This is a genomic window from Pseudomonas arvensis, assembly GCF_056688935.1.
Genome location: NZ_CP162038.1, coordinates 4,563,436 through 4,589,775 on the forward strand (window position 1 = coordinate 4,563,436; position 26,340 = coordinate 4,589,775).

The window sequence follows — 26,340 nt, forward strand, 5'->3', positions numbered from 1 at the left end:
GGCCTGACAGACACCACAAGAGGTGACTATGAACAACTGGATCAGCGCCCTCGCCGACCTGCAAAACCAGGGCGAACCCTGCGTACTGGTGACCATCATCGAAGAGCTCGGCTCCACGCCGCGCAATGCTGGTTCGAAGATGGTGATCAGCGCCACGCAGACCTTCGACACCATTGGCGGCGGGCATCTGGAATACAAGGCGATGCAAATCGCCCGGGACATGCTCGTGCGCGGCCAGCAGAGCACCCATCTGGAGCGCTTCAGCCTCGGCGCCAGCCTGGGCCAGTGCTGCGGTGGCGTGACCGTGCTGCTGTTCGAACCCATGGGCCAGGTGCAGGCACAGATTGCGGTATTTGGCGCCGGCCACGTCGGCCGTGCACTGGTGCCACTGCTGGCGAGCCTGCCGTGCCGCGTGCGCTGGATCGATTCCCGTGATCAGGAGTTCCCGGAACATATCCCCCAGGGCGTGCGTAAAATCGTCAGCGAAGAACCGGTCGACGAAATTGCCGACTTGCCCGTGGGCAGTTACTGCATAGTCATGACCCACAATCACGCGCTGGACCTGGAACTCACCGCCGCTCTGCTCAAGCGCAACGACTTCACCTACTTCGGCCTGATCGGCTCCAAGACCAAACGCGTCAAGTTCGAACACCGCCTGCGTGAGCGTGGCTTCGATGCCGCGCAGTTGCAACGCATGCGCTGCCCTATGGGCCTCACCGAGGTGAAGGGCAAATTACCGGTGGAAATCGCCATCTCCATCGCCGGCGAAATCATCGCCACCTATAACGCCAATTTCGGCCAGCACACTGCGAGCGCCGAACCGATTGCCAAACTGCTGCCGGTGTCACGCCGCAGCCAAGCCACGAATTGAGATCACCATGCCTTTGACTCGCAATGCCTACCGCGCCGCCATCCTGCACAGCATCGCCGACCCCGCCATCGTTGGGATCGAAGCGTCCTACGAGTATTTTGAAGACGGCCTGCTGGTGATCGTCAACGGCCGGATCAGCGCCGTCGGCCATGCTAGCGACCTACTGCCGACCTTGGCGGCCGATATTGAAGTCACCCATTACCAGGACGCGCTGATCACTCCCGGCCTGATCGACACCCATATCCACCTGCCGCAAACCGGCATGGTCGGCGCCTATGGCGAGCAACTGCTGGACTGGCTCAACACCTACACCTTTCCGTGTGAAAGCCAGTTCGCCGACAAGGCCCACGCCGAGGAAGTCGCGGATATTTTCATCAAGGAACTGCTGCGCAACGGCACCACCACCGCGTTGGTGTTCGGCAGCGTGCATCCGCAGTCGGTGAACTCGTTCTTCGAGGCGGCCGAGAAACTCGACCTGCGCATGATTGCCGGCAAAGTGATGATGGACCGCAACGCGCCGGACTACCTCACCGACACCGCCGAAACCAGCTACCAGGAAAGCAAGGCGCTGATCGAGCGCTGGCACGGCAAGGGTCGCCTGCACTATGCCGTCACGCCGCGCTTTGCGCCGACCAGTACGCCGGAACAACTGGCGTTGGCCGGGCAACTGCTGGGCGAGTACCCGGACCTGTACATGCAGACGCACATCAGTGAGAACAAGCAGGAGGTCGAGTGGGTTAACGAGCTGTTCCCGGAACGCAACGGCTATCTGGATGTGTACGACCACTACAAATTACTGGGCGAGCGCTCGGTGTTTGCCCACGGCGTACACCTGTGTGATGACGAGTGCGCACGATTGGCGCAGACCGGCTCGGCGGTAGCGTTCTGCCCGACGTCGAACCTCTTCCTCGGCAGCGGGCTGTTCAACCTGCCGATGGCCGAGAAGCATCAGTTGAATGTGGGCCTGGGTACGGACGTGGGCGGCGGCACCAGTTTCTCGCTGCTGCAAACCTTGAACGAAGCGTACAAGGTCATGCAGTTGCAGGGCGCGCGGTTGAGCCCGTTCAAGTCGCTGTACCTGGCGACGCTGGGTGGTGCGCGGGCGCTGCGCCTGGAGGACAAGATCGGTACGTTGCAGCCGGGTACGGATGCGGACTTTTTGGTGCTGGACTACAACGCCACGCCGCTGCTCAGCTATCGCTTGAAACAGGCGAACGACATCGCCGAGAGGTTGTTTGTGCTGATGACGCTGGGGGATGATCGGACGGTGTTGCAGACGTATGCGGCGGGCCAGCTCGTACACCAACGCTGATCTCAGCCACAACACAAAACCAAAGTGGGAGGGGGCAAGCCCCTCCCACATTTTTGTCCCAAGTGAATCAGGGAAATTACAGTTTTACAGAAGAGCGCCCAGGCTTTTTAGTCTGTAGCAGGTGAGAAAACACCGCATGCAAATCATCCGACGCGCTTTCCTCATCGAGGTTGAGCTTGCTGTCGATGTGATCCATGTGATGCATCATCAAATTCACCGCCAGTGTCGCGTCCCGCGCTTCAATCGCGTCGATCAACTGGGTGTGTTCATCGTAGGAGCAGTGCGAGCGATTGCCGCTTTCGTACTGGGCGATGATCAATGAAGTCTGGGACACCAGGCTGCGCTGGAAGCTGATCAGCGGCGCGTTCTTCGCCGCTTCGGCCAGCTTGAGGTGGAATTCGCCGGAAAGGCGGATACCCGCACCGCGATCACCACGGGAGAAACTGTCGCGCTCGTCGTTGACCATCTGGCGCAGCTCGGCCAGCTGTTCGGCGGTAGCATGCTGTACCGCCAACTCCGTGATCGCCCGCTCCACCAGGCGCCGGGCGAGGAATACCTGGCGTGCTTCCTCGACGCTTGGACTCGCCACCACCGCACCGCGATTGGGCCGCAGCAGCACCACGCCTTCATGGGCCAGGCGCGACAGGGCGCGACGAATGATGGTGCGGCTGACGCCGAAGATTTCGCCCAGTGCCTCTTCGCTCAATTTGGTGCCGGGCGCCAGGCGTTGTTCGAGGATGGCCTCGAAGATATGCGCGTAGACAATATCGTCCTGGGTTCCGCTGCGACCGGCCTTGCCGGCTCGCGGTTGTTTCTTGAGAGGTTGCAACTGTTCGTTCATGGGCACTCGGGTTTGGAGAACGGCGGCGAATTAACGGTAATACGGCAAGCGACGGTCGCTGGCAAGTATCACCTAAAAACAGGGCACATTGTACACAACCGAATGCGCCAACACACTGTACGGCTGTTTGCGCCGGCGGCTGTATTGCAATGAGTCGTTACGTTTGAGTTTAGGCTTGAATCTGCGCCTTCACCGGCAAACACCCAGGTAAAAGGAACACCTCTCCATGACCGACGCCACCCAAGCGCCTTTGCGCCCACTGGCCGACACTTCTCCCTCGGCCATTGTCGCAGGCTTTATCGCGATGATGACCGGCTACACCAGCTCATTGGTGCTGATGTTCCAGGCCGGCCAGGCTGCCGGCTTGACCACCGCACAGATTTCCTCGTGGATCTGGGCAATCTCCATCGGCATGGCGGTATGCAGCATCGGCCTGTCCCTGCGCTACCGCACCCCGATCACCATTGCCTGGTCCACACCGGGCGCGGCGCTGTTGATCACCAGCCTGGGCGGCGTGAGTTATGGCGAGGCCATCGGTGCCTACATCACCTGCGCGGTGCTGGTGACCCTCTGCGGGTTGACCGGCAGCTTTGAAAAGCTGGTCAAGCGCATTCCGGCTTCACTGGCGGCAGCCTTGCTGGCGGGGATCCTGTTCAAGATAGGCAGCGAGATTTTCGTCGCGGCGCAGCATCGCACCGGCCTGGTGCTGGGGATGTTCTTCACCTACCTGATCATCAAACGCCTTTCGCCACGGTATGCGGTGCTGGCCGCGCTGGTGATCGGCACCGCGCTCTCAGGGCTGATGGGCTTGCTGGATTTCAGCGGCTTCCACCTGGAAGTGGCGACGCCGGTCTGGACCACGCCGCACTTCTCGTTGGCGGCGACGATCAGCATCGGCATTCCGCTGTTCGTGGTGGCGATGACCTCGCAGAATATGCCCGGCGTCGCGGTACTGCGCGCCGACGGCTACAACGTGCCCGCCTCGCCACTGATCACGGCCACCGGCCTGGCCTCGCTGGTGCTGGCACCGTTCGGCTCCCACGGCATCAACCTGGCGGCGATCAGCGCCGCCATCTGCACCGGACCCCATGCCCATGAAGACCGCAATAAACGCTACACCGCAGCGGTGTGGTGCGGGGTTTTCTACGGGATTGCAGGCGTGTTCGGCGCCACATTGGCGGCATTGTTCGCAGCACTGCCCAAGGAACTGGTGCTGTCGATTGCGGCCTTGGCATTGTTTGGCTCGATCATCAATGGCTTGAGTATCGCCATGAATGAGCCGAAGGAACGGGAAGCGGCGCTGATCACCTTTATGGTCACCGCGTCAGGCTTGACGTTGTTTTCCATCGGGTCGGCGTTCTGGGGAATTGTGGCGGGGGTGTTGACGCTGCTGATTCTGAACTGGCGCAAGGCATAAAAAAACGGCGACCCTCAGGTCGCCGTTTTTTTCAGTATCACTTAGCCGCGTTGATCGGCTTTTCCGGATACCACACGTCCAGCAACGGGCTGACTTCAGCCTTGGTCAGCTCGGAACGGGTTTTCAGCCAGGCTTCGACGGCAGCGCGCTGCTCTTCGGAGACCGAACCACGCTTCTGCAGGCAAACCAGACCGAAGTCATCGCCGCCGACATAGCCCAGACCGTTGGCTTCCATGGCTTCTTTGATGAATGCTTCGAGGAAAGCGTCGATAGCTTCTTCACTCAGGCCTTCGTTGAAGTCCAGGTTCAGTTCGAAACCCAGCTCTTGAAATTCATCAACGCACAGTTTTTTGCGCAGACGCTGGGAACGGTTAGTCGCCATTGGAACAATCCTCATAAGTAATAACGGGCGGCACTTTAGCAGTTTAAGGCGGCAATTGCCCGACTCTCTGGGACAGGCGGTGCAATGCCTGCAAAAAAACGCCGATTTCCAGCTATGGTTCAGCTACAAGTGCGCCCACCTTGGGGCATAATGCCGACACTTTCATGACCAATGAGGGATTTTTCTTATTTACCCCTCGCCTTTTTCACCCTCCTCAGCAGTAGGGTTTTACTTCTTATGATCAAATCTTTGCGTTCCGTATTTTTTGCCGGTTTTATTCTGCCACTGGCGTTTTCCGTCTCCGCTGCCCCCGTCAACACCACCCTGCCACCAAATGTCCAGCAGGCACTTGCCAAAGCCAAGCTGCAAAACACCGCCCTGTCCCTGGTCATGATTCCTCTGAATGGCCCCGGCACCTCCACGGTTTTCAATGCTGACGTCTCGGTGAACCCCGCCTCGACCATGAAGCTGGTCACCACTTACGCGGCCCTGGAGATGCTCGGCCCCAACCACCAGTGGAAAACCGAGTTCTACACCGACGGCACCCTCAGTGGTGGCGTGTTGCACGGCAACCTTTACCTCAAGGGCGGCGGCGACCCCAAGCTGAACATGGAAAAACTCTGGCTGCTGATGCGTGACCTGCGCGCCAATGGCGTGCAGCAAGTCACCGGCGACCTGGTGCTCGACCGCAGTTTCTTCAACCAACCGCAATTGCCTGAATTCAATGACGACGGTAACGACGAGAACAAACCGTTCCTGGTCAAGCCGGATGCGCTGCTGGTCAACCTCAAGGCGCTGCGCTTTGTGACCCGCAACGACTCGGGCCGCGTGATTGTGTCGGTCGAGCCCCCCATTGCCAGCATCCGCATCGACAACCAGGTCAAAGTCTCCAACGCCAAGCAGTGCACCGGCGACGTGCGCTACAACCCGGTCACTGCCGCTGATGGCAGCATGACAGTGACCGTCAGCGGACAGTTGGCCGAAGGCTGCAGCTCGCAGACTTACCTGTCGCTGCTCGACCATGCCACCTATACCGCCGGCGCCGTGCGGGCAATCTGGCAGGAACTGGGCGGCAGCATCCAGGGCCGTGATATCCAGGCGCCCGTGCCCAAGGATGCCAAGGTGCTGGCCCGCGCATTCTCGCCGGACCTGGCGGAAATCATCCGCGACATCAACAAGTACAGTAACAACACCATGGCCCAGCAGCTGTTCTTGAGCCTGGGCGCCCAGTTTCGCAACGATGCCGACGGCGATGATGCCAAGGCCGCGCAGCGTGTAGTGCGCCAATGGCTGGCGAAAAAAGGCATTACTGCGCCACATCTGGTGATGGAGAACGGCTCCGGCCTGTCCCGTGCCGAACGCGTCAGCGCCCGCGAGATGGCCGCGATGCTGCAAGCAGCCTGGAAAAGCCCCTACGCTGCGGAGTACATCAGTTCGATGCCGATTGCCGGCACCGACGGCACCATGCGCAAACGCCTGAAGACCACGGCCATGCGCGGCGAAGCCCACGTCAAGACCGGCACCCTGAACACCGTGCGCGCCATTGCCGGGTTCAGCCGCGACAACAACGGCAATACCTGGGCGGTGGTGGCGATTCTCAACGATCCGAAGCCATGGGGCGCCTCGTCGGTGCTGGATCAGGTGCTGCTGGACCTGTATCGCCAGCCTAAACTGGCAGCGGCTGCGCCTGTGCTCTAAATAACGACATCGATCCAAGGTGGGAGCTGGCTTGCCTGAAAGCCCCTGTTAATCAAGCCCGAAGCCGCTCCGCCTCCACCCGATCCCTGCCCGCCTGCTTGGCCACATACACCGCCGAGTCGGCGCGCAGCAACAACCCGTCAATACCCTCATCGATCCGCCAACTGGCCACGCCAAAGCTGGCGGTGACGATGCCCACCGTTTCCATCGGCTCGTTGCGCAGTGACTGCCACAGCTCCATCGCCAAGCTATAGGCCTGCTCCCCATCCGTATGGGGGCACAGCACCATGAACTCCTCACCACCCAGCCGGCAGAACACATCGGTGCGGCGCAAGCGTTCGCTGATGCGCTTGCACAACTCCTGTAACACTGCGTCGCCGACCGCGTGCCCGTGCTTGTCGTTGATGCGCTTGAAGTGGTCAATATCGAGCATGATCACCGACAACGCCCCACTGGTCCGGTTGAGTCGCGCCATTTCGGCCCTGAGCCGGTCCTGGAAATAGCGGCGGTTGTGGATCCCGGTCAGTGAGTCAGTGATGGACAGCGCACGCAACTCCTCTTCAACCCGCTTCAAATCGGAAATGTCCGACACATAGCCATGCCACAGCGTACCGCCACCCGGTAATTCTTCAGGGGTGGCCTCGCCGCGAATCCAGCGCAAACCGCGCTGCGGCAACAGCACCCGGTATTCTTCACGCCAATGGCTCAACTGCAATGCCGACAGGCGAATCGAGGCGCGTACCCGCTCCAGGTCCAGGGGGTGGATACGCTCGAAGACCTTCTTCGCGTCCTGCTGCAACACCCCGGTTTCGATTTCATAAATGTCGCGCATGCCATCGCTGGCATAGATAAACCGCCAGTTTTCGTGAGGCTCAAGGGTGAACTGGAAGATCCCGCCCGGCACATGGGCGCTGAGTTTCTTGAGCAGGCGGTCGCGGGCCGCCAACGCTTCGTACGCCCGTTTCTGCTCGGTAATGTCCAGGTAGATCGCCAGGTGCCCGATCCACAAACCGTGGTCATCCAGCAGCACCGTGGCCAGCATGGTCACGGTCAACTGGCTGCGGTCCTCGCGCACCAAGGTCCATTCGCGGGCTTCGTGCAGGTTGTCGGGGCTCTCCACCAGCATCGCCTGGCTGGCCGGGATTCGCTTGCCCAGGGCCACGCTCAGGCTGGCAGCACGGGCTTCCAGTTCCGGCGCCAGGTGCAGGCTTTCCAGGGTCAATTTGCCCACCACCTGCTCGGCGCATAACCCGAGCATCTGCTCGGCACCGGCGTTGAAGGTATTGATAACACCGCGCAAGTCGGTGGCAATGATTGCCACCTGGGTCGCAGCATTCAGCACGCTGCGCAATTGACCGTGGGCACCGCGCAACTCCTGCTCACGCAGACGCAACTGCACGGTGCGCTGCTCCACCAGTTTCACGGCGCGCTGACGCTGACTGACCAGCACATAGAGCAAAGCGCCGAGCAACAGGCTGAGCAAGCCGCCCATGGTCAGGATGGTGGTCAGGGAGGAATGGTTGGACTGGTCGAACACCTGGCTCGGACGCAGGGTCAGGGCATATACATGGTCACCCAGGGTAAGACGTCGCGCACCGAGCAGATCGCTGCTTCCCACGGTATTGCTGGTCTCATAGAGCACGCGTTTGTCCAGGTCGGATGTGTCGACGATCTGCATCACCAGGTTGTCCCGTTCTGACTTGGGCAAACCATCGGCCACTAACTGGCGCATGCTGATCACCGCCATCACGTAGCCAAAGGGCTCGTTCTGGGACTGATCGGAAGTGGGCAGGTGGCTGACCGGCGCCACCAGCAACACCCCAGTGGCGTAGGCAGGCTCGACGCCGACCAGTTGCATGGGCTGGGACACCGCCAGCTTGCCGCTCTTTTGCGCACGTTCAAGGGCTGAACGCCGCAGCGGTTGAGCCAGCAGATCAAAACCCAGGGGTGAGCCCAGCAGGCTTTGGGTCTGACTGTAGAGCACCGGCACATATTCATCGCGTTCGCGCGCCGGAACCAGCTCACCGGCAGTATTTAATTCACGGATGACAAAAGACACGCCGCGCTGCTGGGACACCGCGTGTTCAAACTGGCTGCGCTGATCGCGAAACACCCGCGGCGCCCAGGAATAGGCACGGGTGCGCAACAGTAAAGGCTGGGCGAAACCATCGAATTCTTCGCGAGACACTTCGTCGGAATTGACGAAAAACCGCCGAATGCTGTTGAGGCGCTGCTCCTGATCGTCGAAGCGTTCCTGCAGACGGGTATAGCGCTCGTTGACCAGCAACTGAAAACGCTGGCGCACCTGTTGTTGATAGAGGTCGGAGGCCGCCCAGGCGACTATGAGCGTCAGCGCACCGCCGGCCAGAAACACCACCAATGCCACCAGCCAAGCCGACGCCTGCTCACTGATAAAACCTAGGATTTTCGGGCGAACGGCTTGCATCGGCATAAGCAACACTCACAACGCCAGCGTGCGGGGGTGTCACTTTGGCTAGGCCTTAAGTTATAGCCATCGGCCCAGGGTTTGACCAGCGCAAAAAAGCCGCAAGACCGGAATAAACCAGGCTTGCGGCTTTAGGTTGTTGGTTATCCGCGCGCCGTGATTTTCCAGGCGCGGTGGATCTTGGCGTTGCGCGCAAAATCCGGGTCGAGGGTCTTGTCGCTGATTTCCTCGACGGCGTAGCGTTCGCTGAGGTTGTCCTCCAACACGAACTTGCGGAAGTTGTTCGAGAAGTACAGCACGCCACCCGGTGCCAGGCGTGCCATGGCCAGGTCCAGCAACTGCACGTGGTCACGCTGCACGTCGAAGATACCTTCCATGCGCTTGGAGTTGGAGAAGGTCGGCGGGTCGATGAAGATCAGGTCGAACTCATCACGACTGGCTTCCAGCCACGCCATCACGTCGCCCTGCTCCAGGCGGTTTTTGTCGGAGAAACCGTTAAGGGAGAAGTTGCGACGCGCCCAGTCCAGATAGGTCTTGGACAGGTCAACGCTGGTGGTGCTGCGCGCGCCGCCCTTGGCAGCGTGCACGCTGGCGGTGGCGGTGTAGCAATACAGGTTGAGGAAGCGCTTGCCGGCCGCTTCCTTCTGAATGCGCATGCGCATCGGGCGGTGGTCGAGGAACAGACCGGTATCCAGGTAATCGGTGAGGTTGACCAGCAGTTTCACGCCGCCTTCACTGACCTCGGTGAACTTGCCTTGGGCGCTCTGGCGCTCGTACTGCTTGGTGCCGCTCTGGCGCTCGCGACGCTTGACCACCACACGGCTCTTGTCGATGTTCAGCGCCTGGGGGATAGCCGCCAAGGCATCGAACATGCGTGCGGAGGCTTTTTCCGGGTCGATGGACTTCGGTGCGGCGTATTCCTGTACGTGCACCCAATCGTGGTAGAGGTCGATAGCCATGGAGTATTCCGGCATGTCGGCGTCGTACACACGGTAGCAATCCACGCCTTCACGCTTGGCCCACTTGCCCAGCAGCTTGAGGTTCTTCTGCAGGCGGTTGGCGAACATCTGCCCGCCTTCGCTCAGGCGCGCCTGCTCGACCACGGGGGCCGGGGCTGGCTTGATCGGATTGCCGTTCTTGTTGTATTGGCGCTCTTGTGGCTCGACCGGGGCCTGATCGTAAGCGGCTTGCTCACGTTCGGCCTGGCGCTGCTCCGGGGTGCGGCGCTCGCCGGTGACAAACTGGTCTGGGTTGACCTTGATCAGCAGCAGCTTGCACGGCAAGGCGCCGTTCCAGAACGAATACTGCTTGTGGCTGCGGATGCCCATGCGCTTGCCCAGGTCCGGCGCGCCGGTGAACACCGCCGCCTCCCAACCCATGCACGCCTGGCGCAGACGCTCGCCGAGGTTCTGGTAGAGATACAACAGGCTGGCTTCGTCACCCAGGCGCTCGCCGTAGGGTGGGTTGCAGATCACCAGGCCTTTCTGGTTCTGGTCCGGGCGCGGCTCGAAAGTGCCGACTTCGCCTTGGTACACCTTGATCCAATGGCTCAGGCCAGCACGCTCGATGTTGTTGCGCGCAGGCTGGATCAGCCGTGGATCAGCTTCGTAGCCACGCACCCACAGCGGGGTCTTGTTCATGCCGATGGCGGCACGTTCAGTGGCCTCGGTGTGCAGTTTCTTCCACAGCGCCGGCACGTGGCCGAGCCAGGTGGTGAAGCCCCACAGTTCGCGATTAAGGTTGGGCGCCATGTCGGCGGCAATCATCGCGCCTTCGACCAGGAACGTACCCACACCACACATCGGGTCGGTCAGCGCGCCGCCTTCGGCAGCGATGCGCGGCCAGCCGGCACGGATCAGGATCGCGGCCGCCAGGTTTTCCTTCAGCGGTGCTGCGCCCTGCTGCAGGCGATAGCCGCGCTGGTGCAGGCTGTGGCCGGAAAGGTCGAGGGAGAGGATCGCTTCGCCACGGTCCAGGCGCAGATGGATGCGCAGGTCCGGGTTGATCTTGTCGATGGACGGGCGCTCACCGGTCGGGGTGCGCAGCTTGTCGACGATTGCATCCTTGACCTTCAGCGCGCCGAAGTGGGTGTTGTCGATGCCCGAGCCGTGACCGCTGAATTCCACGGCCAGGGTGCCGTCGCTGACCATATGGTCGGCCCACTCGATATCCAGCACGCCGTGGTAAAGGTCTTCGGCGTCCTTCATCGGGAAGCGCTTGAGCACCAGCAGCACACGGTTGGCCAGGCGCGACCAGAGGCAAAGGCGGTAGGCGGTTTCCATGTCGGCCATGCCGCGCACGGCCGAGGTGTGCTCGCGGGCTTCCTCAAGGCCAAGCCCGACGGCTTCCTCGATCAGCAGGCCTTCGAGGCCCTTGGGGCAGGTGAGGAAGAGTTCAAAACGGTCCGACATGGGGCAATCCAGGCTTTTCAGCAATAAATGAACGGGCGACGCATCGCCGGCTCGGTTTTCAATCAAGCACTTTTCTTGAAGAGTGCCCGCGTGGCACGAATGTGCCGTCCCACCCCGTCTGACGGGCCCTTGAGCCTTTATTGACGGGGCAGAGTGAATTTTTGAAGCAACAAAAAGAAATATTCCGACCCTTCGTCGAATAGTAACCGACCGCAACAGGAGGACATTCTCACTAAAGGATTAAATCCTTCCTCTTTGCAGGGTGCATCATAGCTGGCTTTGCTGCACAAATGGGGCGAAAAGCCATCCCAGCTTATGGCTATAGCATCGTTATCGTTACGTGCTTATGACAAAACGATCATTGAATCCATGTGACCTATTGGTTAGAACTCAACACAGGTTGGCGCCGTAACGACGTCGACACCTAGGCTCGCCACGCCGGCAGCGAGCCCACCAACGGCAGAAAAACTCTGCCCGGCCTCAGACGAGGCCGAAGGATATCAAGACAGTCAACAAGTGAGGGAAACACCCTATGAGAAGACTTAAGCGTGATCCGTTGGAAAGAGCATTTTTACGCGGATATCAATATGGCGTTCATGGCAAATCCCGTGAGCTTTGCCCATTTACTCTACCGTCGGTACGCCAAGCCTGGATCAACGGCTGGCGAGAAGGACGCGGCGACAACTGGGACGGTATGACTGGCACTGCGGGAATCCACAGACTCAACGAACTTCACGCCGTCGGCTAATCAAGGGCACTTAATTCCGACATCACCACGAATATGTAACGACTTAACCACGCACGTCCTATCCGGGCGGCGGGCTTCGGCCCAGGGGGCTCCTTTATGGAGCCCTTTTTAATGGGCGATCCTTCAACGCAATGCGGCGATGGCATCCACCGATTGACGAATCAGCGCCGGGCCCTTGTAGATAAAGCCGGAGTACAGCTGCACCAGGCTTGCGCCGGCGGCGATCTTCTCGGCCGCGTGCTTGCCTTCGGTAATACCACCCACCGCAATAATGGGCAGACGCCCGGCCAGCTCAGCAGCCAGTACCTTGACGATGTGAGTGCTCTTATCCCGCACCGGCGCACCCGACAGGCCACCTGCTTCATCGCCATGGGCCAACCCTTCGACGCCAACACGGCTGAGGGTGGTATTGGTGGCGATCACCGCGTCCATACCGGAATCCACCAGGGCCTGAGCCACTAGCACAGTTTCTTCGTCGCTCATGTCCGGGGCGATCTTGATTGCAAGCGGTACGCGCTTGCCATGGCGCAGAGCCAAGTCTTCCTGGCGCTGACGCAACGCTTCGAGCAATTGCTTGAGGGAATCACCAAACTGCAAGCTACGCAGGCCCGGCGTGTTGGGCGAGCTGACGTTGACGGTGACGTAGCTGGCGTGGGCGTAGACCTTGTCCAGGCAGATCAGGTAGTCATCGACTGCACGCTCGACCGGTGTATCGAAATTCTTGCCGATATTGATGCCCAGGATGCCCTTGTACTTCGCTGCCTCAACCCGCGACAGCAGGTGATCGACGCCGAGGTTGTTGAACCCCATGCGATTGATGATCGCCTCCGCTTCCGGCAAACGGAAAATACGCGGCTTGGGGTTACCCGGTTGCGGTCGCGGCGTCACGGTGCCGATCTCGACAAAACCAAAGCCCAGTTGTGCAAAACCATCAATGGCCGCGCCGTTCTTGTCCAGGCCGGCGGCCAGTCCGACCGGGTTAGGGAAGTCGAGCCCCATTACCGACACCGGCATCTTTGCCGGGGCCTTGCATACCAGGCCATTAAGCCCCAGACGGCCACCGGCGCCGATCAGGTCCAGGGACAGATCGTGGGAGGTTTCCGGGGAGAGTTTGAACAACAGCTGGCGGGCCAGGGTATACATGGGCGGGCTAGACTCGGATGGCGGCGAAAGGTGGCGGCGATTATAGCCGGGGTGACGGGCTGCACGCGAGGCGTGCCGCCCAAACGTCAATAGCGCTGCTGTACCAAAGCCTCATAACGCCCCCAGACTTTTTCTGCATAGCGCATGCGCAGCGCCTCACGCAGTGGCCCGGGACCTGGTCCGGCGTTGTAGGCCCCCACCGCCGTCCAGTTATAACCAAAGCGCTGGATGAACTCGACCAGTATCGACGCCGCCACTTCCACCGAGAGGCAGGGTTCACTCAACAGCCGCTCTTCGGTGATGCCCAGCTTGAGCAAACGAGGCAAGTGGATGCTGTTGATCTGCATCAGACCAATATCCCGGGTGCCATGGGACTGTCATAAATTTTGTGTTCGGGCATAACATGTTGATAGAGGTGCATGTATGCCGACCAAAAAGAAACCGGCCCGTGAGGCCCCGCGAGACCTTCCATCCATTCCCCAAGAGCTGATCGACCAGTTCGTCAGCGGCCCGATGAGTGCCGAAGCCATTCAGGATGCCTCGATGGCGTTCAAAAAGGCGCTGATCGAGCGAGCTCTTGGTGCCGAGTTGGGCCACCACCTTGGCTATCCTCAGGGCGCGGAGCGCCCTGAGGAGTCGAGTAACCAGCGCAACGGCAAGAGCGGAAAAACGGTGCTAACCGATGACGGTCCGCTGCGTTTGGACATTCCCAGAGACCGTGATGGAAGCTTTGCTCCGATTCTGATCCCCAAACACGAACGGCGTTTTACCGGCTTCGATGACAAGATTATCGCGATGTATGCCCGAGGCATGACGGTTCGCGAAATCCGGGCGTTTCTCTCTGAACAGTACGGAACAGACGTCTCTCACGATTTCATCAGCTCCGTCACTGACGCAGTGTTGGAGGAGGTTACCGCCTGGCAACAGCGACCGCTTGAACCGATGTACCCGGTAATTTTCTTCGATGCATTGCGAGTCAAAATTCGCGACGAAGGCTTGGTTCGCAACAAAGCGATCTACTTGGCACTGGGAGTATTGCCGGACGGAACGCGAGATATTCTGGGCATTTGGATTGAAACAACCGAAGGCGCCAAATTTTGGATGAAGGTCTTTAACGACCTGAAAACCCGAGGCGTCGAAGACGTCTTGATCGCCGTAACTGACGGTCTCAAAGGCATGCCCGAAGCGCTGAGTGCTGTGTTTCCTGAGACGACGTTGCAGACCTGCATCGTCCACCTGATCCGTAACAGCCTCGATTACGCCCCGTGGGATAAGCGCCGTGAGCTGGCCAAGGCACTGAAACCGATCTATCAAGCACTCAATGCTGACGCCGCAGAACAAGCGCTACTGGCTTTCGAAGCCGGGCCTTGGGGTAAGCAATATCCGACAGTCGTATCAGCTTGGAAACGTGCTTGGGATCGAGTTATCCCGTTCTTCGTGTTTCCCCCGGCGATACGCAAAGTGATCTACACAACCAATGCCATCGAGAGTATCAATGCCCAGTTGCGCAAGGTCATCAAGACGCGAGGCCACTTCCCAACGGATGAGGCCGCGACAAAACTAATCTGGCTGGCATTACGAAATATCACCGCGAACTGGGGCAGTGCAGCTCATGATTGGAAGAACGCAATGAATCAATTTGCGATTCTGTACGGAGATCGATTTATCAGGCCGACCTGGTAAAGATGGCCTGCCTGACGGCAGGCCGTAACCGGCCCGAACACAAAAAATCTGACACTCTCGGTGCCATTACTGTTGGCGTTATTCATCGCGTCTGGTCGATAGCCTGACTCCACGGCAGCGATCGCTTGCAGCAACTCCGGCTCGATATCGTAGCGACGGGCCGTTTCCTCCCAGCAAAAGGCCAAGGCCTGATTGCCACTCATCAAGACCCCAAGCAACAGCACTGCGCTCCACACCTTACCCATGGTTGACTTGACCACAGGCCGAACACACATGCTCCTGGTGCCCGGTGCGACCTTGAACTGGCGACACAGCCCTCACCGGGCAGGTAAAGCGATACCCTCGACCGTATATCGTCTTGATAAACCCCTTGTCTGCACCCAAGTGCTTGCGCAACGAATAAATGCACCGCGTCAGCGATTCTTCGGCGACCTCCCCTTGGGGCCAGGCCAGCTCCAGCAATTGATCCTTGGTCATCAGCACGCCACCTGAGACCAGCAGCAAACGCAACACATGCCACTCCTTGGGCGGCAGTTGCACATCAGTGCCCTCGCCGGTGAGACGGCCATCGCCATGCAGGGTCCACTGGGAAAAGACTTGGGAAGTCACCGTCACCCCATCACTCACGACGGCCATATCTACCTCGGCATCCGACTACTGACATTGAAGCCCCTATTTCCACTACCGGCTCTAGCGCCCATCTCACAACTATAAAAACCTGCCTTACATTCCACCGTAAGAAAAAGCCCATATATTCAGGACTTTTCAGGGCCTACCCGTAAGACTTTTCTCTACCCGCCAGCGGCTCCCACCCCCTCGTAAACTTCGTGCAGTTCTACCCCTAGTCGGTCCTCCAACTGCACCAGTTCACCCAAGGCGAACAACAGGCCATCAACCCGTAATTCCACACAGTGAATAACCTCAGGCGCCAACGGCAGCACCTTCCCAGGCGCAAAGGCTGCCAGGCGCCTGCGACTGACCCGTTGTTCCTGTAGAAGAATTTCCAAATGCATGGGCTAACACCTTGTTCACGGAGAGATATCGCGACCCGGACGCACAAACGCACGCTGCACCCGCTCGTATTGAGCCGCCGTCAACGGGGGCGCACCAAGGCCTGATCCCGGCGACTTCAACTCGCTGTCCACGGCCCTGGCCTGAATCACAAACAGGCGAACCTTGGCGGCTCCCAACGCTACCGTGCTACGGCTCGACTCGCGCGCCTCGCGGCTAAACGCGCCCAGCCACAGGCGCTTGCCCTGTGGCACCCGCACCACGCTGCTGATACCCACCCTTGCGACCGCAGCCGGTTTTGCGCCCCGCCCTGCTTCGCTCAGTTGGCGACCATCCTCAATGTGGAGCAGCATCTCGATCTGGTTCGCTTCGGCGAAACGCGGCAGCACGCTGACCTGTGCGCCATAACGCACAGGCCTCCAGTCGGCTGAGTCATCTCCGGGATGGGGCAGGTAAAAGGTGTGGTTGTCCTGAAACACCGCCGGCACGTTCTCCTGGGTGAGGATCACCGGTAACGCCGTCACCCTCGCTCGCCGCCGGCGTTCCAGAGCGGCGATTTGCGCCATCAGACGCTTATCGTCCAGCGGCGCCAGAATTCGCGTGGCCTGAGTCTTGGCGTCCTTATCCCAGGCAGGGTGGAGCTTTTTCAGTTCGTCACGATCGACATCCACCATCCATAACGAAACCTCGACAGACCGCTTGGGTGTATCCAGTTCTGCCACCAGTCGCTCGATAACACTCAGCTGCGCAGGTTTGCCCTTGATCAGCAGGCTGTTGGTATCCGGGTAGGCGATTACGGCCAGACTCTTGTCTGCCAGCGGCCCCTTCTGTTCGGCAGCCAGCACGGTTTTGATCGTCGACGCGATTCCCGGCACGGTGACCGTTTCGTTGCCCATGCCGTACTCGCGGTCTGCCACATGCGTATTGAGCACCTGCACCACTGCGAACGCCTGGGTACCTGCGCGTAAATCGGCACGCTCGCGGTCCATCAATTGGGCCAGGTGCAATACGTGGTCGACATAATTGGGCGGGCCTGACACGTAAAACGTCCGCGCTCCACTCACCCGTAACGGATAGCGTGTTTCATCAATCCCCGCGCGACGCATGAGGCTGCGAAACCTGTCAACGGAGAGATGCCGCAACGCCACTGCCGAGCTTTTTTCCTCACTTGAGTCATAGAGATAAAGCACCTGGCCATCGCTGTACCAGATCAAGCTGTATTGCAATGCAAGCGTCTCCAGCGCGTGTTGAGGCGTATCGAGATCAATGAGTTCACTGATGCGTGTCCGCGCTACGTCACGGCTCACAACGATGGGCAGGCCTAAAGGCACGGACAAGACGGTAAAGACGGTATGCAGGCTTTCGTCCTGTGCCTGATAGGTATCCCCCCAGGCGCCGTTGCCGCCCAGCATCAATGCGGCAAGCAGGAGCCAGAAGCGGGGCATCATTACGGTGAAGTCAGCGTACACCTTGGGTTTCCTGGCCGGTCCGGCAGTGAGAAGCGGCCATACTGAGAGGGCGCCCACTTTCAATCTTGATGGAAAGTTGACGGCCGACCGTCCTTGTCGGCCCGTGGCATGTGCCTTGCTTTGCACTCTGTATCAGAGCCCACTCCACCGGCGGAACGGGCTTACGGACAAAGGCGTCGTTACCCGCAATGGCCTCGCATCGCCATCTGAGGGAACGACGCTTTTTTTTGAAAGAAAAGGTAGGTGTTGATGAACGATTCGGTAGGCAGCAGCCCGACGAACGACCCGCGGGCCTGGGTCAACGGCAGTGATGCTCCGGAAAAGAGCAGCCTCGACCTGGGCTTCATGGCTTTGAGCGATTGCGCCTCACTGGTGGTGGCCGCCACCCAGGGCTTCGCACAACCCTACGGCCTGACACTCAACCTCAAGCGCCAAACTTCGTGGGCCAACCTGCGGGACAAACTGGTCAGTGGTGAATTGGACGCCGCCCACAGTCTGTACGGGCTGATCTATGCCGTTCACCTGGGCATTGGCGGCGTTGCGCCCACCGACATGGCCGTGTTGATGGGATTGAACCAGAACGGTCAAAGCATCAACCTGTCCCACGGCCTGCAACAGCAAGGAGTGGTCACTCCTGAGGCGCTGGACCGTCACGTGCACCAAAGCCGAACAAAACTGACCTTCGCCCAGACCTTTCCCACAGGTACCCACGCCATGTGGCTGTACTACTGGCTGGCGAGTCAGGGCATTCATCCGTTACAGGATGTGGACAGCGTGGTGGTACCGCCCCCGCAAATGGTCGCGCACCTGCAAGCCGGGCGGATTGATGGCTTTTGCGTCGGAGAGCCGTGGAGTGCCAGCGCAGTCGCGCAAAATCAGGGGTTTACCCTGGCAACCACCCAAACGATCTGGCCGAACCATCCGGAAAAAGTGCTCGGCTGTACCCAGGCCTTCGTCGACCAATACCCCAACACTGCCCGTGTGTTGGTCATGGCCATTCTCGAAGCCAGCCGTTTTATTGAAGAAAGTACCGAGAACCGGCGTTCCACCGCGCAATTGCTCAGCGGCCGCGAGTACCTTGACGCACCTCTCGACTGCATCGAACCCCGTCTGCTGGGTACTTACGATGACGGCCTGGGCAACCACTGGCAGGACCCCCATGCCCTGCGTTTTTTTGCCGGGGGCGAAGTGAACCTGCCGTACCTCTGCGATGGCATGTGGTTCATGACCCAGTTTCGACGCTGGGGCCTGCTGCGCGATGACCCTGACTATCTAGGCGTCGCCCGCCAGGTCCAGCAATTGGCGCTCTATCGCCAGGCGGCCGACGCCTTGGGCATCACCCCGCAAAGCCAGGACATGCGCAGCAGCCAGTTGATCGACGGCAAGGTCTGGGACGGCTCGGATCCCGTCGGCTACGCCCACAGCTTCCGGCTGCATGCCCTCGCCGACCACGCCAACCGCCAAGCCTTGCGCTGACAGGAGCACATCTATGCTGCGAATCCTGTTGATCAATGACACCCCGCGCAAGGTCGGGCGCCTGCGTACAGCACTGATCGAAGCCGGCTTCGAGGTGATCGATGAGTCCGGACTGACCATCGACCTGCCAGCACGCGTCGAAACAGTGCGCCCAGATGTGATTCTGATCGATACCGAGTCACCGGGCCGCGATGTGATGGAGCAAGTGGTGCTGGTCAGCCGCGACCAGCCCCGGCCGATCGTGATGTTTACCGATGAGCACGACCCGAATGTGATGCGCCAGGCCATCAAGTCCGGGGTCAGTGCCTACATCGTCGAGGGCATACAGGCCCAGCGCCTGCAACCGATCCTCGACGTGGCCATGGCCCGCTTTGAAAGCGACCAGGCCTTGCGCGCCCAGCTTCACGAGCGTGATCAGCAACTGGCCGAGCGCAAGCGTATCGAGTTGGCCAAAGGTCTGTTGATGAAAATGAAAGCCTGCAATGAGGAAGAGGCCTACACCCTGATGCGCCGCCAAGCCATGAGCCGCCAGCAGAAACTGATCCAGGTGGCCGAGCAGATTATCGCCATGAGTGAGTTGCTCGGCTGAACACACATAAAAGGTTGGCGCAGGACTTGCTAAGTAATCATCACAGGTAACCAACGGCGGTTGCCCCTCCACGACAAAGACGTCGCACATCCGGTTTGCCCTCGCGAACCCGGTGGCGGCGTTTTTTCGTTTTGGCCCCCGCAGCACGGGGCCGGTGGGGCGGCCTTAGCTGGCTGTTCCATCACCAGGCCTTCTTACAAGACTCCCAACCGTTGAGGTGCGTGATGAAATCAAGCTTCTGGAAATCCGGGCACACCCCGACCCTGTTTGCCGCGTTCCTGTATTTCAACCTGAGCTTCATGGTCTGGTATTTGTTGGGCCCGCTGGCAGTGCAGATTGCCGCCGACCTGCACCTGACCACGCAACAACGCGGCCTGATGGTAGCGACGCCGATCCTGGCGGGCGCTGTGTTGCGCTTCTTGATGGGCATGCTGGCCGACAAACTGTCGCCCAAGACAGCCGGGCTGATTGGCCAGGTGATCGTGATCGTGGCGTTGTTCGGCGCTTGGAAACTAGGCGTTCACAGCTACGAACAAGCCTTGTTGCTGGGACTGTTCCTCGGCATGGCCGGCGCATCCTTTGCCGTGGCATTGCCGCTGGCGTCCCAGTGGTACCCGGCCGAGCACCAGGGCAAGGCCATGGGCATTGCCGGTGCCGGTAATTCGGGCACGGTGTTCGCGGCGTTGCTGGCCCCGGTACTGGCGGCGGCATTCGGCTGGAGCAACGTGTTCGGCTTTGCTCTGATCCCGCTGATCCTGACCCTGATCGTCTTCGCCTGGCTCGCAAAAAATGCCCCTGAGCGGCCAAAAGCCAAGTCCATGGCTGATTACTTCAAGGCCCTGGGCGACCGCGACAGCTGGTGGTTCATGTTTTTCTACAGCGTGACTTTCGGCGGCTTTATCGGCCTGGCCAGCGCCCTGCCCGGCTATTTCAACGACCAATACGGCCTGAGCCCCATGACCGCCGGCTACTACACCGCCGCCTGCGTGTTCGGTGGCAGCCTGATGCGCCCTCTGGGCGGCGCACTGGCCGACCGTTTCGGCGGGATTCGCACGCTGCTCGGCATGTACAGCGTCGCTGCCATCTGCATTGCGGCAGTCGGCTTCAACCTGCCCAGCTCCTACGCGGCACTGGCTCTTTTCGTCTGCACCATGCTCGGTCTGGGCGCGGGAAATGGCGCCGTGTTCCAGTTGGTGCCACAGCGTTTTCGTCGTGAGATCGGCGTGATGACCGGCCTGATCGGCATGGCCGGCGGCATCGGCGGTTTCGCCCTGGCGGCGGGCATGGGTGCTATCAAGCAGAGCACCGGAAGCTATCAATTGGCCCTGTGGTTGTTCGCGAGCCTGGGCGTGCTGGCCTGGTTCGGCCTGCATGGCGTCAAGCGCCGCTGGAGGACCACCTGGGGTTCGGCGGCCGTGACCGCCGCGCGCGTCTGATGAGCCTGCAACTGAGCGTCGCCCACGCCAGCGCCATCGGCCCACGGGCGGAAAACCAGGACGCGCTGCGGGTGGTGACCCCCGCCGCGGAACTGGCGGCGAGCAAAGGCTACCTGTGCGCCATGGCCGACGGCGTGAGCCAGTGTGCTGACGGTGGCCTGGCCGCCCGCTCGACCCTGCAGGCCCTGGCCCTGGATTACTACGCCACGCCGCAAACCTGGGGCGTGGCCCAGGCACTGGAGCGCTTGCTGCTCGCACAGAACCGCTGGCTGCAGGCCAATGGCGGTGGTCAGCCGTTGCTGACCACCCTCAGTGCCCTGGTCTTTCGCGGGCAGCGCTTCACCTTGGCCCATGTCGGCGATTGCCGGGTGTATCGCTGGCTGGACGGCGAGTTGCAGCGCATCAGCGAAGACCATGTGTGGGAGCAGCCGGGCATGCAGCATGTGCTCAAGCGCGCGCTCGGCCTGGATCAGCACTTGGTGCTGGATTTTCTCGATGGTCAATTGCGCGAGGGTGAGTGTTTCCTGCTGCTCAGCGATGGCGTGTGGGCAACCCTGGGCGATCACAGCATCAGCGCAATCCTGCGTGAACAAAGTGACCTGGATCTGGCGGTAAACACTCTAGTCAACGCCGCGCATCTGGCAGGTAGCCAGGACAATGCCAGCGCGCTGTTGGTGCGTGTCGACACCCTCGGCGAAGCCACCCTCGGCGATGCTTTGGTGCAGTTGCAGCAATGGCCCTTGCCACCGCCGCTGAAAGCCGGGCAACACTTTGAAGGCTGGCAAGTGGACGCCGTGCTGGCGCAAAGCAGGCAGTCGTTGCTGTACCGGGTACGCGACGCCCAGCAGCAACCCTGGCTGCTGAAAACCCTGCCCTTGAGCCGCGACGATGACAGCGACGCCGGCCAGGCATTGCTGTCGGAAGAGTGGTTTTTGCGGCGGGTCGCCGGTCGGGCGTTTCCTGAAGTCCATGCGGCCAGCGGGCGTCAGCATTTGTACTACGTGATGCGTGAATATCCAGGGCAGACCCTCGCCGAGCTGTTTGAGCGGCAAGGCCCGCTGCCTCTGGCGCAATGGCAGGCGGTGGCCGAGCGCTTGCTGCGCGCAGTGGGCATGCTGCATCGACGGCAGATTCTGCACCGCGATATCAAACCGGAAAACCTGCTGCTGGGGGATGACGGTGAATTGCGCGTGCTGGATTTCGGTCTGGCCTACTGCCCCGGCCTTTCAGAGGACCGCGCCCATGTGCTGCCTGGCACCCCTAGTTTTATCGCGCCCGAAGCGTTTAATGGCGACAGTCCTACGCCCCAGCAGGATTTATACAGCGTAGGCGTCACCTTGTATTACCTGCTGACCGGGCATTACCCCTACGGTGAAATCGAAGCCTTCCAACGGCCCCGGTTTACCCAGGCGGTCAGCGCCAGCCGTTATCGCCCCGACCTGCCGGACTGGCTACCGCTGAGCCTGGAACGGGCCGTGGCCGCTCAACCCGCGCAACGCTACGAAACCGCCGAAGAGTGGTTGCGGGTATTGGAGGAGGCGGATCGCCAGGAATTGAACATTCGCCCCCGGCCGTTGCTGGAGCGAGAGCCGTTGAAGGTCTGGCGAACCCTGGCGCTGCTGTCGATGTTGCTCAATCTGGTGCTCCTCTACTCACTCTTTCACAGCTGACGCAGTCTCAACGCGAGGGAAAACACATGAACGCAAAAGTCTGGCTGGTGGGCGCAGGCCCCGGCGACCCGGAGTTGCTGACCCTCAAGGCCGTACGAGCCATGAACGAAGCCGATGTGGTGTTGATCGATGATCTGGTCAACCCGGCCGTGCTGGAGCACTGTGCCGGGGCTCGCATGATTACCGTGGGCAAACGCGGCGGCTGCCGTTCTACACCACAGGACTTTATCCACCGCCTGATGCTGCGTTATGCCCGCCAAGGAAAATGCGTAGTTCGGCTCAAAGGCGGCGACCCGTGCATTTTCGGACGGGGTGGCGAAGAGGCCATATGGTTGCGCGAGCGCGGCGTCGAGGTGGAATTGGTCAATGGGATCACCGCAGGGTTGGCGGGAGCGACGAACTGCGCGATTCCTCTGACGTTACGCGGTGTCAGCCGAGGTGTGACCCTGGTCACGGCGCACACTCAGGACGACAGCCGGCTCAATTGGCGCGCGCTGGCTGAAGGTGGCACGACATTGGTGGTGTATATGGGGGTGGCCAAGCTGGAGGAGATTCGCCAGCAATTGCTCGAAGGTGGGATGGCAGCGGATATGCCGGTGGCGATGATCGAAAATGCATCACTGCCCCAGCAGCGCGAATGCCGTAGCGAGCTGTCGCGGATGCACGAGGATGCCCACGCCTTCGCGTTGAAGAGCCCGGCAATCCTGGTGATCGGCAGCGTTGCCGCCACGGAGCAGGCTGCTCACTTTGCAGCACAGGCCAGTGCCTGAGGCAAATTCCAGGCGAAAAAAAGCCCGGCCTGAGCCGGGCTTTTTTCTACTCAGTAATTACTGAGCTTGAGCTTCAACCGACGCTTCTACGCGACGGTTAACAGCACGACCTGCTTCAGTTGCGTTGTCAGCAACTGGGCGGGATTCGCCGTAACCAACAGCAGTTACACGGCTAGGAGCAACGCCGTCTTTAACCAGGACTTGCTTAACAGCGTCAGCACGACGCTGGGACAGCTTCTGGTTGTAAGCGTCTGGACCTACGGAGTCAGTGTGACCAGCAACTTCTACGTTGGTAGCTGGGTACTGAGCCATGAAGTCGGCCAGGTTTTTCACGTCGCCGTAGCTGTTAGGCTTAACAACGGCCTTGTCGAAGTCGAACTTAACGTCCAGCTCAACACGAACAACCTGAGCAACTGGAGCTTCTGGCTCTGGAGTTGGCTCTGGAGCTGGTGCTGGGGTAGGAGCTGGAGCAGCTGCGCCAGCGTTACCGCCGAAGTTTACGCCCAGGCCGACCAGTGCGGAGTAGTCCCACTTGCCGTTGTCCAGACCGTAGTCAGCTTCAACACCGGCACGAGCGTACAGGTTGTTGGTGAAGTAGTACTTCACGCCAGTACCAACGGTAGCGAAGGTAGTCTGGTCGCGACCGCTGTGGCCGTCAGCTTGAACGTTGGTACGGCTCTGGTGGCCGAAACCGCCTTCTACGTATGGACGCAGGCTGTCAACGCCAGCTTGACCGAAGTGATACTGGGCAACCAGGCTGCCGGTATCGCCTTTGATCTTCTGGTTACCAGTACCGTCGTTCGAACGGGTGTGGTTGGTTTTGTCGTAGGACAGGTTCAAGGACAGGTCGTCGGTCAGGAAGTAACCGATGCGAGCGCCAGGATTGAAGCCGTCTTCGATGTGCTTGACGCTATCGTTGTACTGCTTCTTGTAGAACAGCTCGCCTTCAACTGCGCCTTGGCCTTGTGCCAGAACGCCGAAAGAAGTTGCGGCAATAAGAGAACCAATGGCCAAGCCCAAGGTGTTTTTCAGTTTCATCCGTTAAATCCCCATCTGGTGATTGTAAAGCAGTCCCACAAACCGGGGGACAACTCGGCGACAAGTCTAACAGAACTTGCCTACACGTAAGAGATATTTGCCACGCACTAAGTTTCAGTCTCGCCCGCAAATTTCTCACGTAATTTATCTAGAGCACGTTTGTAACGCATTTTTGTAGCACTCAAACCCATGTGCATGATGTCAGCGATTTCCTGAAATTCGAGCTCTGCGACGAAACGTAGCACCAGAATTTCCCGGTCAATCGGGTTCACATACACCAGCCAGCGATCGAGTCCGCCCTTCTCCTCGGGTGCCGGCGCCTTCTCTTCGGTCGCCTCCTCAAGGGGGTCCAGACTCAAAGCGTCCATCAAGCGACGCTTTCGCCGTTCCTTCCGATACTGCGTGATGCACTCGTTGTAGGTGATGCTGTACAGCCATGTCTTGAACTTCGATTTGCCCTCGAAGTTCTTCAGGCCGTACAGCACCTTCAGCATCACTTCCTGACAGACATCGTCCGCATCTCTATCGTTCCCTAAATACCTTGAACAAACGTTGAACAGAGTGCGTTGATACCTGCGCATCAATTCTTCGTACGCGCGAGTTACGTGAAACAGCTCCGTGTGCGAGCGCGCGACCAACTCCTCATCAGAGAGCTCACGGGGGTCGTAGCGCGTGGACAGCGTTTGGGCTTTATTCAAAACAAGTCGTGCCGACAGTCAGGTCAATGTCCGCTACAGCCCGGTCAGCCGGGTTTGCGGCGGCGTACATTAGCAGGGTTTACCGGGTTAGCGGCTACTGACCTGCTGCTCAAGGAGAATCCGATTGGACAACGACACCAGGTCACCGTCATCGGTCAGCACTGTCGTCTTGACTGTGCCGATCTCTTCGATTTGCCCTTCGACCTCGCCTACACGCACCTGTTGCCCTACCTGATACAGCTCACGCACATAGATTCCCGCAAGAATCTGGCCGGCAATTTCCCGGCTTCCCAAGCCCATGGCCAGCGCAACGGCCAGACCAACGGTAATCAAAACGATCACGATCACATGGTTGAGCAGGTCAGTCTTGACCTCCAACTGGCTGATCGCGACCGAAATACTGATGATGATCACCAGCCCCTGAGCGATCCGCCCCAGGCCAGCAGCATAGTCCAGCCCCACGCCTTCGGCAGCGCCGCGCACCAGCCCATTGGCCAGTTGCGCCAGCAGAACACCTACCAGCAGCACCAGCGCACCGCCGAAAACCTTCGGCAAATACAGCGCCAGCATGTCGAGCGTAGCTGAAACTCGCTCAAGTCCAAGGGATTGAGCCGCAGAAACCAGAAAAATCAGCAAAACGAACCAATAAACGATCTTGCCGATCAACGTGGAAATCGGCACCTGCAGCCCGGCGCGTCCCAGCAGCTTGGTCAGGCCTGTACCTGCCATCAGGCGGTCGAGGCCGAGTTTTGCAAGCAATTTGGACAACAGGGTGTCGAGCAATTTGGCGACGACAAAACCCAGCAATACCAGGACCAGCGCACCAAACAGGTTGGGAATGAAATTCGCCACCTTGGTCCACAATGCGGTCATCGCGGTGACCAGGCTCTGGGTCCAGAGATCAAGTTCCATATTCAATCAGCCTTATCAGCAGTGCGAGCAAGAGGTTTACGACGAGAAACCGGCGATACGTGGGCCGAACCGTTGTTCAGGGCCATCATCAAGGCCGGCACCCAGCGGCCGAGCAGACCGAACAGGTCACCCGCGCCCACCTGGCGGTTAGCGGTTTTCAACACGCGGCCCAGGCAGGCATCGTCGTCACGGTTGGACGGCGAGGCATTGAGCATGTCACGTAAAGACTGTTCGAACGGATCGTGCATAGAGACCTCTCGCAAGTGATTTAAAAGACGAGGGTAAAATTCCTGGGGTCACATAGGACCCTTCCTACGTT

Annotated in this window: 23 protein-coding genes and 2 pseudogenes; 11 read left to right on the plus strand and 14 right to left on the minus strand. The window is 59.9% G+C overall.

Features of this window, described 5'->3' with window-relative positions; all coding sequences use genetic code 11:
- Window positions 1-28 precede the first annotated feature (28 nt).
- Window positions 29-871, plus strand: coding sequence for a xanthine dehydrogenase accessory protein XdhC (xdhC, locus tag AB3G88_RS20470; RefSeq protein WP_480451396.1), 843 nt, complete (start codon window positions 29-31; stop codon window positions 869-871).
- 13 nt (window positions 872-884) lie between these two features.
- Entirely contained in the window at window positions 885-2,183 is a 1,299-nt protein-coding gene (gene guaD / locus AB3G88_RS20475; protein ID WP_480454462.1) for a guanine deaminase, read from the plus strand.
- A 76-nt stretch (window positions 2,184-2,259) separates the two neighbouring features.
- Here guaD and AB3G88_RS20480 read toward each other — a convergent pair whose 3' ends face one another.
- The gene (locus tag AB3G88_RS20480) at window positions 2,260-3,024 is read right to left on the minus strand and encodes a GntR family transcriptional regulator (RefSeq protein WP_017134778.1); all 765 of its coding nucleotides are present in this window, start codon (window positions 3,022-3,024) and stop codon (window positions 2,260-2,262) included.
- A gap of 226 nt (window positions 3,025-3,250) precedes the next feature.
- Between AB3G88_RS20480 and AB3G88_RS20485 the strand changes: the two genes are divergently transcribed.
- On the plus strand, window positions 3,251-4,441 hold the full coding sequence (locus AB3G88_RS20485; protein ID WP_099582690.1) for a benzoate/H(+) symporter BenE family transporter: 1,191 nt from the start codon (window positions 3,251-3,253) through the stop codon (window positions 4,439-4,441).
- 37 nt (window positions 4,442-4,478) lie between these two features.
- On the opposite strand, the gene AB3G88_RS20490 is transcribed toward AB3G88_RS20485, so the two are convergent.
- On the minus strand, window positions 4,479-4,823 hold the full coding sequence (locus AB3G88_RS20490) for a YggL family protein (RefSeq protein ID WP_016979277.1): 345 nt from the start codon (window positions 4,821-4,823) through the stop codon (window positions 4,479-4,481).
- A gap of 237 nt (window positions 4,824-5,060) precedes the next feature.
- Between AB3G88_RS20490 and dacB the strand changes: the two genes are divergently transcribed.
- The gene (dacB, locus tag AB3G88_RS20495; protein ID WP_480451398.1) at window positions 5,061-6,521 is read left to right on the plus strand and encodes a D-alanyl-D-alanine carboxypeptidase/D-alanyl-D-alanine endopeptidase; all 1,461 of its coding nucleotides are present in this window, start codon (window positions 5,061-5,063) and stop codon (window positions 6,519-6,521) included.
- A 52-nt stretch (window positions 6,522-6,573) separates the two neighbouring features.
- Here the strand turns inward: dacB and AB3G88_RS20500 are convergent, their stop codons facing one another.
- Both AB3G88_RS20500 and rlmKL read right to left on the minus strand, forming a co-directional pair.
- On the minus strand, window positions 6,574-8,973 hold the full coding sequence (locus AB3G88_RS20500; RefSeq protein WP_480451400.1) for a sensor domain-containing diguanylate cyclase: 2,400 nt from the start codon (window positions 8,971-8,973) through the stop codon (window positions 6,574-6,576).
- A gap of 137 nt (window positions 8,974-9,110) precedes the next feature.
- Window positions 9,111-11,378, minus strand: coding sequence for a bifunctional 23S rRNA (guanine(2069)-N(7))-methyltransferase RlmK/23S rRNA (guanine(2445)-N(2))-methyltransferase RlmL (gene rlmKL, locus AB3G88_RS20505; protein WP_099582693.1), 2,268 nt, complete (start codon window positions 11,376-11,378; stop codon window positions 9,111-9,113).
- Window positions 11,379-11,910: 532 nt separating this feature from the next.
- Between rlmKL and rmf the strand changes: the two genes are divergently transcribed.
- Complete coding sequence (gene rmf, locus AB3G88_RS20510) at window positions 11,911-12,126, plus strand: ribosome modulation factor (protein ID WP_002553055.1); 216 nt, start codon at window positions 11,911-11,913, stop codon at window positions 12,124-12,126.
- Window positions 12,127-12,249: 123 nt separating this feature from the next.
- Here the strand turns inward: rmf and AB3G88_RS20515 are convergent, their stop codons facing one another.
- Window positions 12,250-13,269 carry a quinone-dependent dihydroorotate dehydrogenase gene (locus AB3G88_RS20515; protein ID WP_099582694.1) on the minus strand — a complete coding sequence of 340 codons (1,020 nt, stop codon included), beginning with the start codon at window positions 13,267-13,269 and terminating at the stop codon, window positions 12,250-12,252.
- 86 nt (window positions 13,270-13,355) lie between these two features.
- Window positions 13,356-13,640: pseudogene (locus AB3G88_RS20520) on the minus strand (transglycosylase SLT domain-containing protein); the annotation flags it as partial.
- A 52-nt stretch (window positions 13,641-13,692) separates the two neighbouring features.
- Between AB3G88_RS20520 and AB3G88_RS20525 the strand changes: the two are divergent.
- Window positions 13,693-14,952 (plus strand): IS256 family transposase, encoded by a 1,260-nt coding sequence (locus AB3G88_RS20525; RefSeq protein ID WP_015372597.1) that lies wholly within the window; start codon window positions 13,693-13,695, stop codon window positions 14,950-14,952.
- Window positions 14,953-15,002: 50 nt separating this feature from the next.
- Here AB3G88_RS20525 and AB3G88_RS20530 read toward each other — a convergent pair.
- From AB3G88_RS20530 to sctC, 4 genes and pseudogenes are all read right to left on the minus strand, one after another.
- A pseudogene (locus AB3G88_RS20530) lies at window positions 15,003-15,197 on the minus strand (transglycosylase SLT domain-containing protein); the annotation flags it as partial.
- Window positions 15,190-15,588 (minus strand): winged helix-turn-helix domain-containing protein, encoded by a 399-nt coding sequence (locus AB3G88_RS20535; protein WP_191947649.1) that lies wholly within the window; start codon window positions 15,586-15,588, stop codon window positions 15,190-15,192. The gene AB3G88_RS20535 and the pseudogene AB3G88_RS20530, both read right to left, overlap by 8 nt.
- Window positions 15,589-15,743: 155 nt before the next feature.
- A complete protein-coding gene (locus AB3G88_RS20540; protein WP_099582696.1) occupies window positions 15,744-15,965 on the minus strand; it encodes a FliM/FliN family flagellar motor switch protein in 222 nt (73 codons plus the stop codon).
- Window positions 15,966-15,980: 15 nt separating this feature from the next.
- Window positions 15,981-17,408 (minus strand): type III secretion system outer membrane ring subunit SctC, encoded by a 1,428-nt coding sequence (gene sctC / locus AB3G88_RS20545; protein ID WP_480454463.1) that lies wholly within the window; start codon window positions 17,406-17,408, stop codon window positions 15,981-15,983.
- 273 nt (window positions 17,409-17,681) lie between these two features.
- Between sctC and AB3G88_RS20550 the strand changes: the two genes are divergently transcribed.
- The 5 genes from AB3G88_RS20550 (at window position 17,682) to cobA (ending at window position 23,373) form a co-directional block, all read left to right on the plus strand.
- Window positions 17,682-18,908 carry a CmpA/NrtA family ABC transporter substrate-binding protein gene (locus tag AB3G88_RS20550; protein ID WP_099582697.1) on the plus strand — a complete coding sequence of 409 codons (1,227 nt, stop codon included), beginning with the start codon at window positions 17,682-17,684 and terminating at the stop codon, window positions 18,906-18,908.
- 13 nt (window positions 18,909-18,921) lie between these two features.
- Window positions 18,922-19,497, plus strand: a complete 576-nt coding sequence (locus AB3G88_RS20555; protein ID WP_099582698.1) for an ANTAR domain-containing response regulator — start codon at window positions 18,922-18,924, stop codon at window positions 19,495-19,497.
- A 224-nt stretch (window positions 19,498-19,721) separates the two neighbouring features.
- Window positions 19,722-20,933, plus strand: a complete 1,212-nt coding sequence (locus AB3G88_RS20560) for a nitrate/nitrite transporter (protein WP_480451405.1) — start codon at window positions 19,722-19,724, stop codon at window positions 20,931-20,933.
- A complete protein-coding gene (locus AB3G88_RS20565; RefSeq protein ID WP_250926263.1) occupies window positions 20,933-22,603 on the plus strand; it encodes a bifunctional protein-serine/threonine kinase/phosphatase in 1,671 nt (556 codons plus the stop codon). The genes AB3G88_RS20560 and AB3G88_RS20565 overlap by 1 nt, the downstream gene beginning before the upstream one ends.
- A gap of 26 nt (window positions 22,604-22,629) precedes the next feature.
- Entirely contained in the window at window positions 22,630-23,373 is a 744-nt protein-coding gene (gene cobA, locus AB3G88_RS20570) for a uroporphyrinogen-III C-methyltransferase (RefSeq protein WP_480451408.1), read from the plus strand.
- A 57-nt stretch (window positions 23,374-23,430) separates the two neighbouring features.
- Here the strand turns inward: cobA and AB3G88_RS20575 are convergent, their stop codons facing one another.
- The 4 genes from AB3G88_RS20575 to AB3G88_RS20590 form a co-directional block, all read right to left on the minus strand.
- Window positions 23,431-24,411: an OmpA family protein gene (locus AB3G88_RS20575; protein WP_003175517.1), complete on the minus strand. Its 981-nt coding sequence runs from the start codon at window positions 24,409-24,411 to the stop codon at window positions 23,431-23,433.
- A 107-nt stretch (window positions 24,412-24,518) separates the two neighbouring features.
- Window positions 24,519-25,109, minus strand: coding sequence for an RNA polymerase sigma factor SigX (sigX, locus tag AB3G88_RS20580; protein WP_099582702.1), 591 nt, complete (start codon window positions 25,107-25,109; stop codon window positions 24,519-24,521).
- 87 nt (window positions 25,110-25,196) lie between these two features.
- On the minus strand, window positions 25,197-26,021 hold the full coding sequence (locus AB3G88_RS20585; RefSeq protein WP_003175519.1) for a mechanosensitive ion channel family protein: 825 nt from the start codon (window positions 26,019-26,021) through the stop codon (window positions 25,197-25,199).
- Window positions 26,022-26,023: 2 nt separating this feature from the next.
- Window positions 26,024-26,269 carry a hypothetical protein gene (locus tag AB3G88_RS20590; protein WP_025854229.1) on the minus strand — a complete coding sequence of 82 codons (246 nt, stop codon included), beginning with the start codon at window positions 26,267-26,269 and terminating at the stop codon, window positions 26,024-26,026.
- Between the last annotated feature and the right edge of the window lie 71 nt (window positions 26,270-26,340).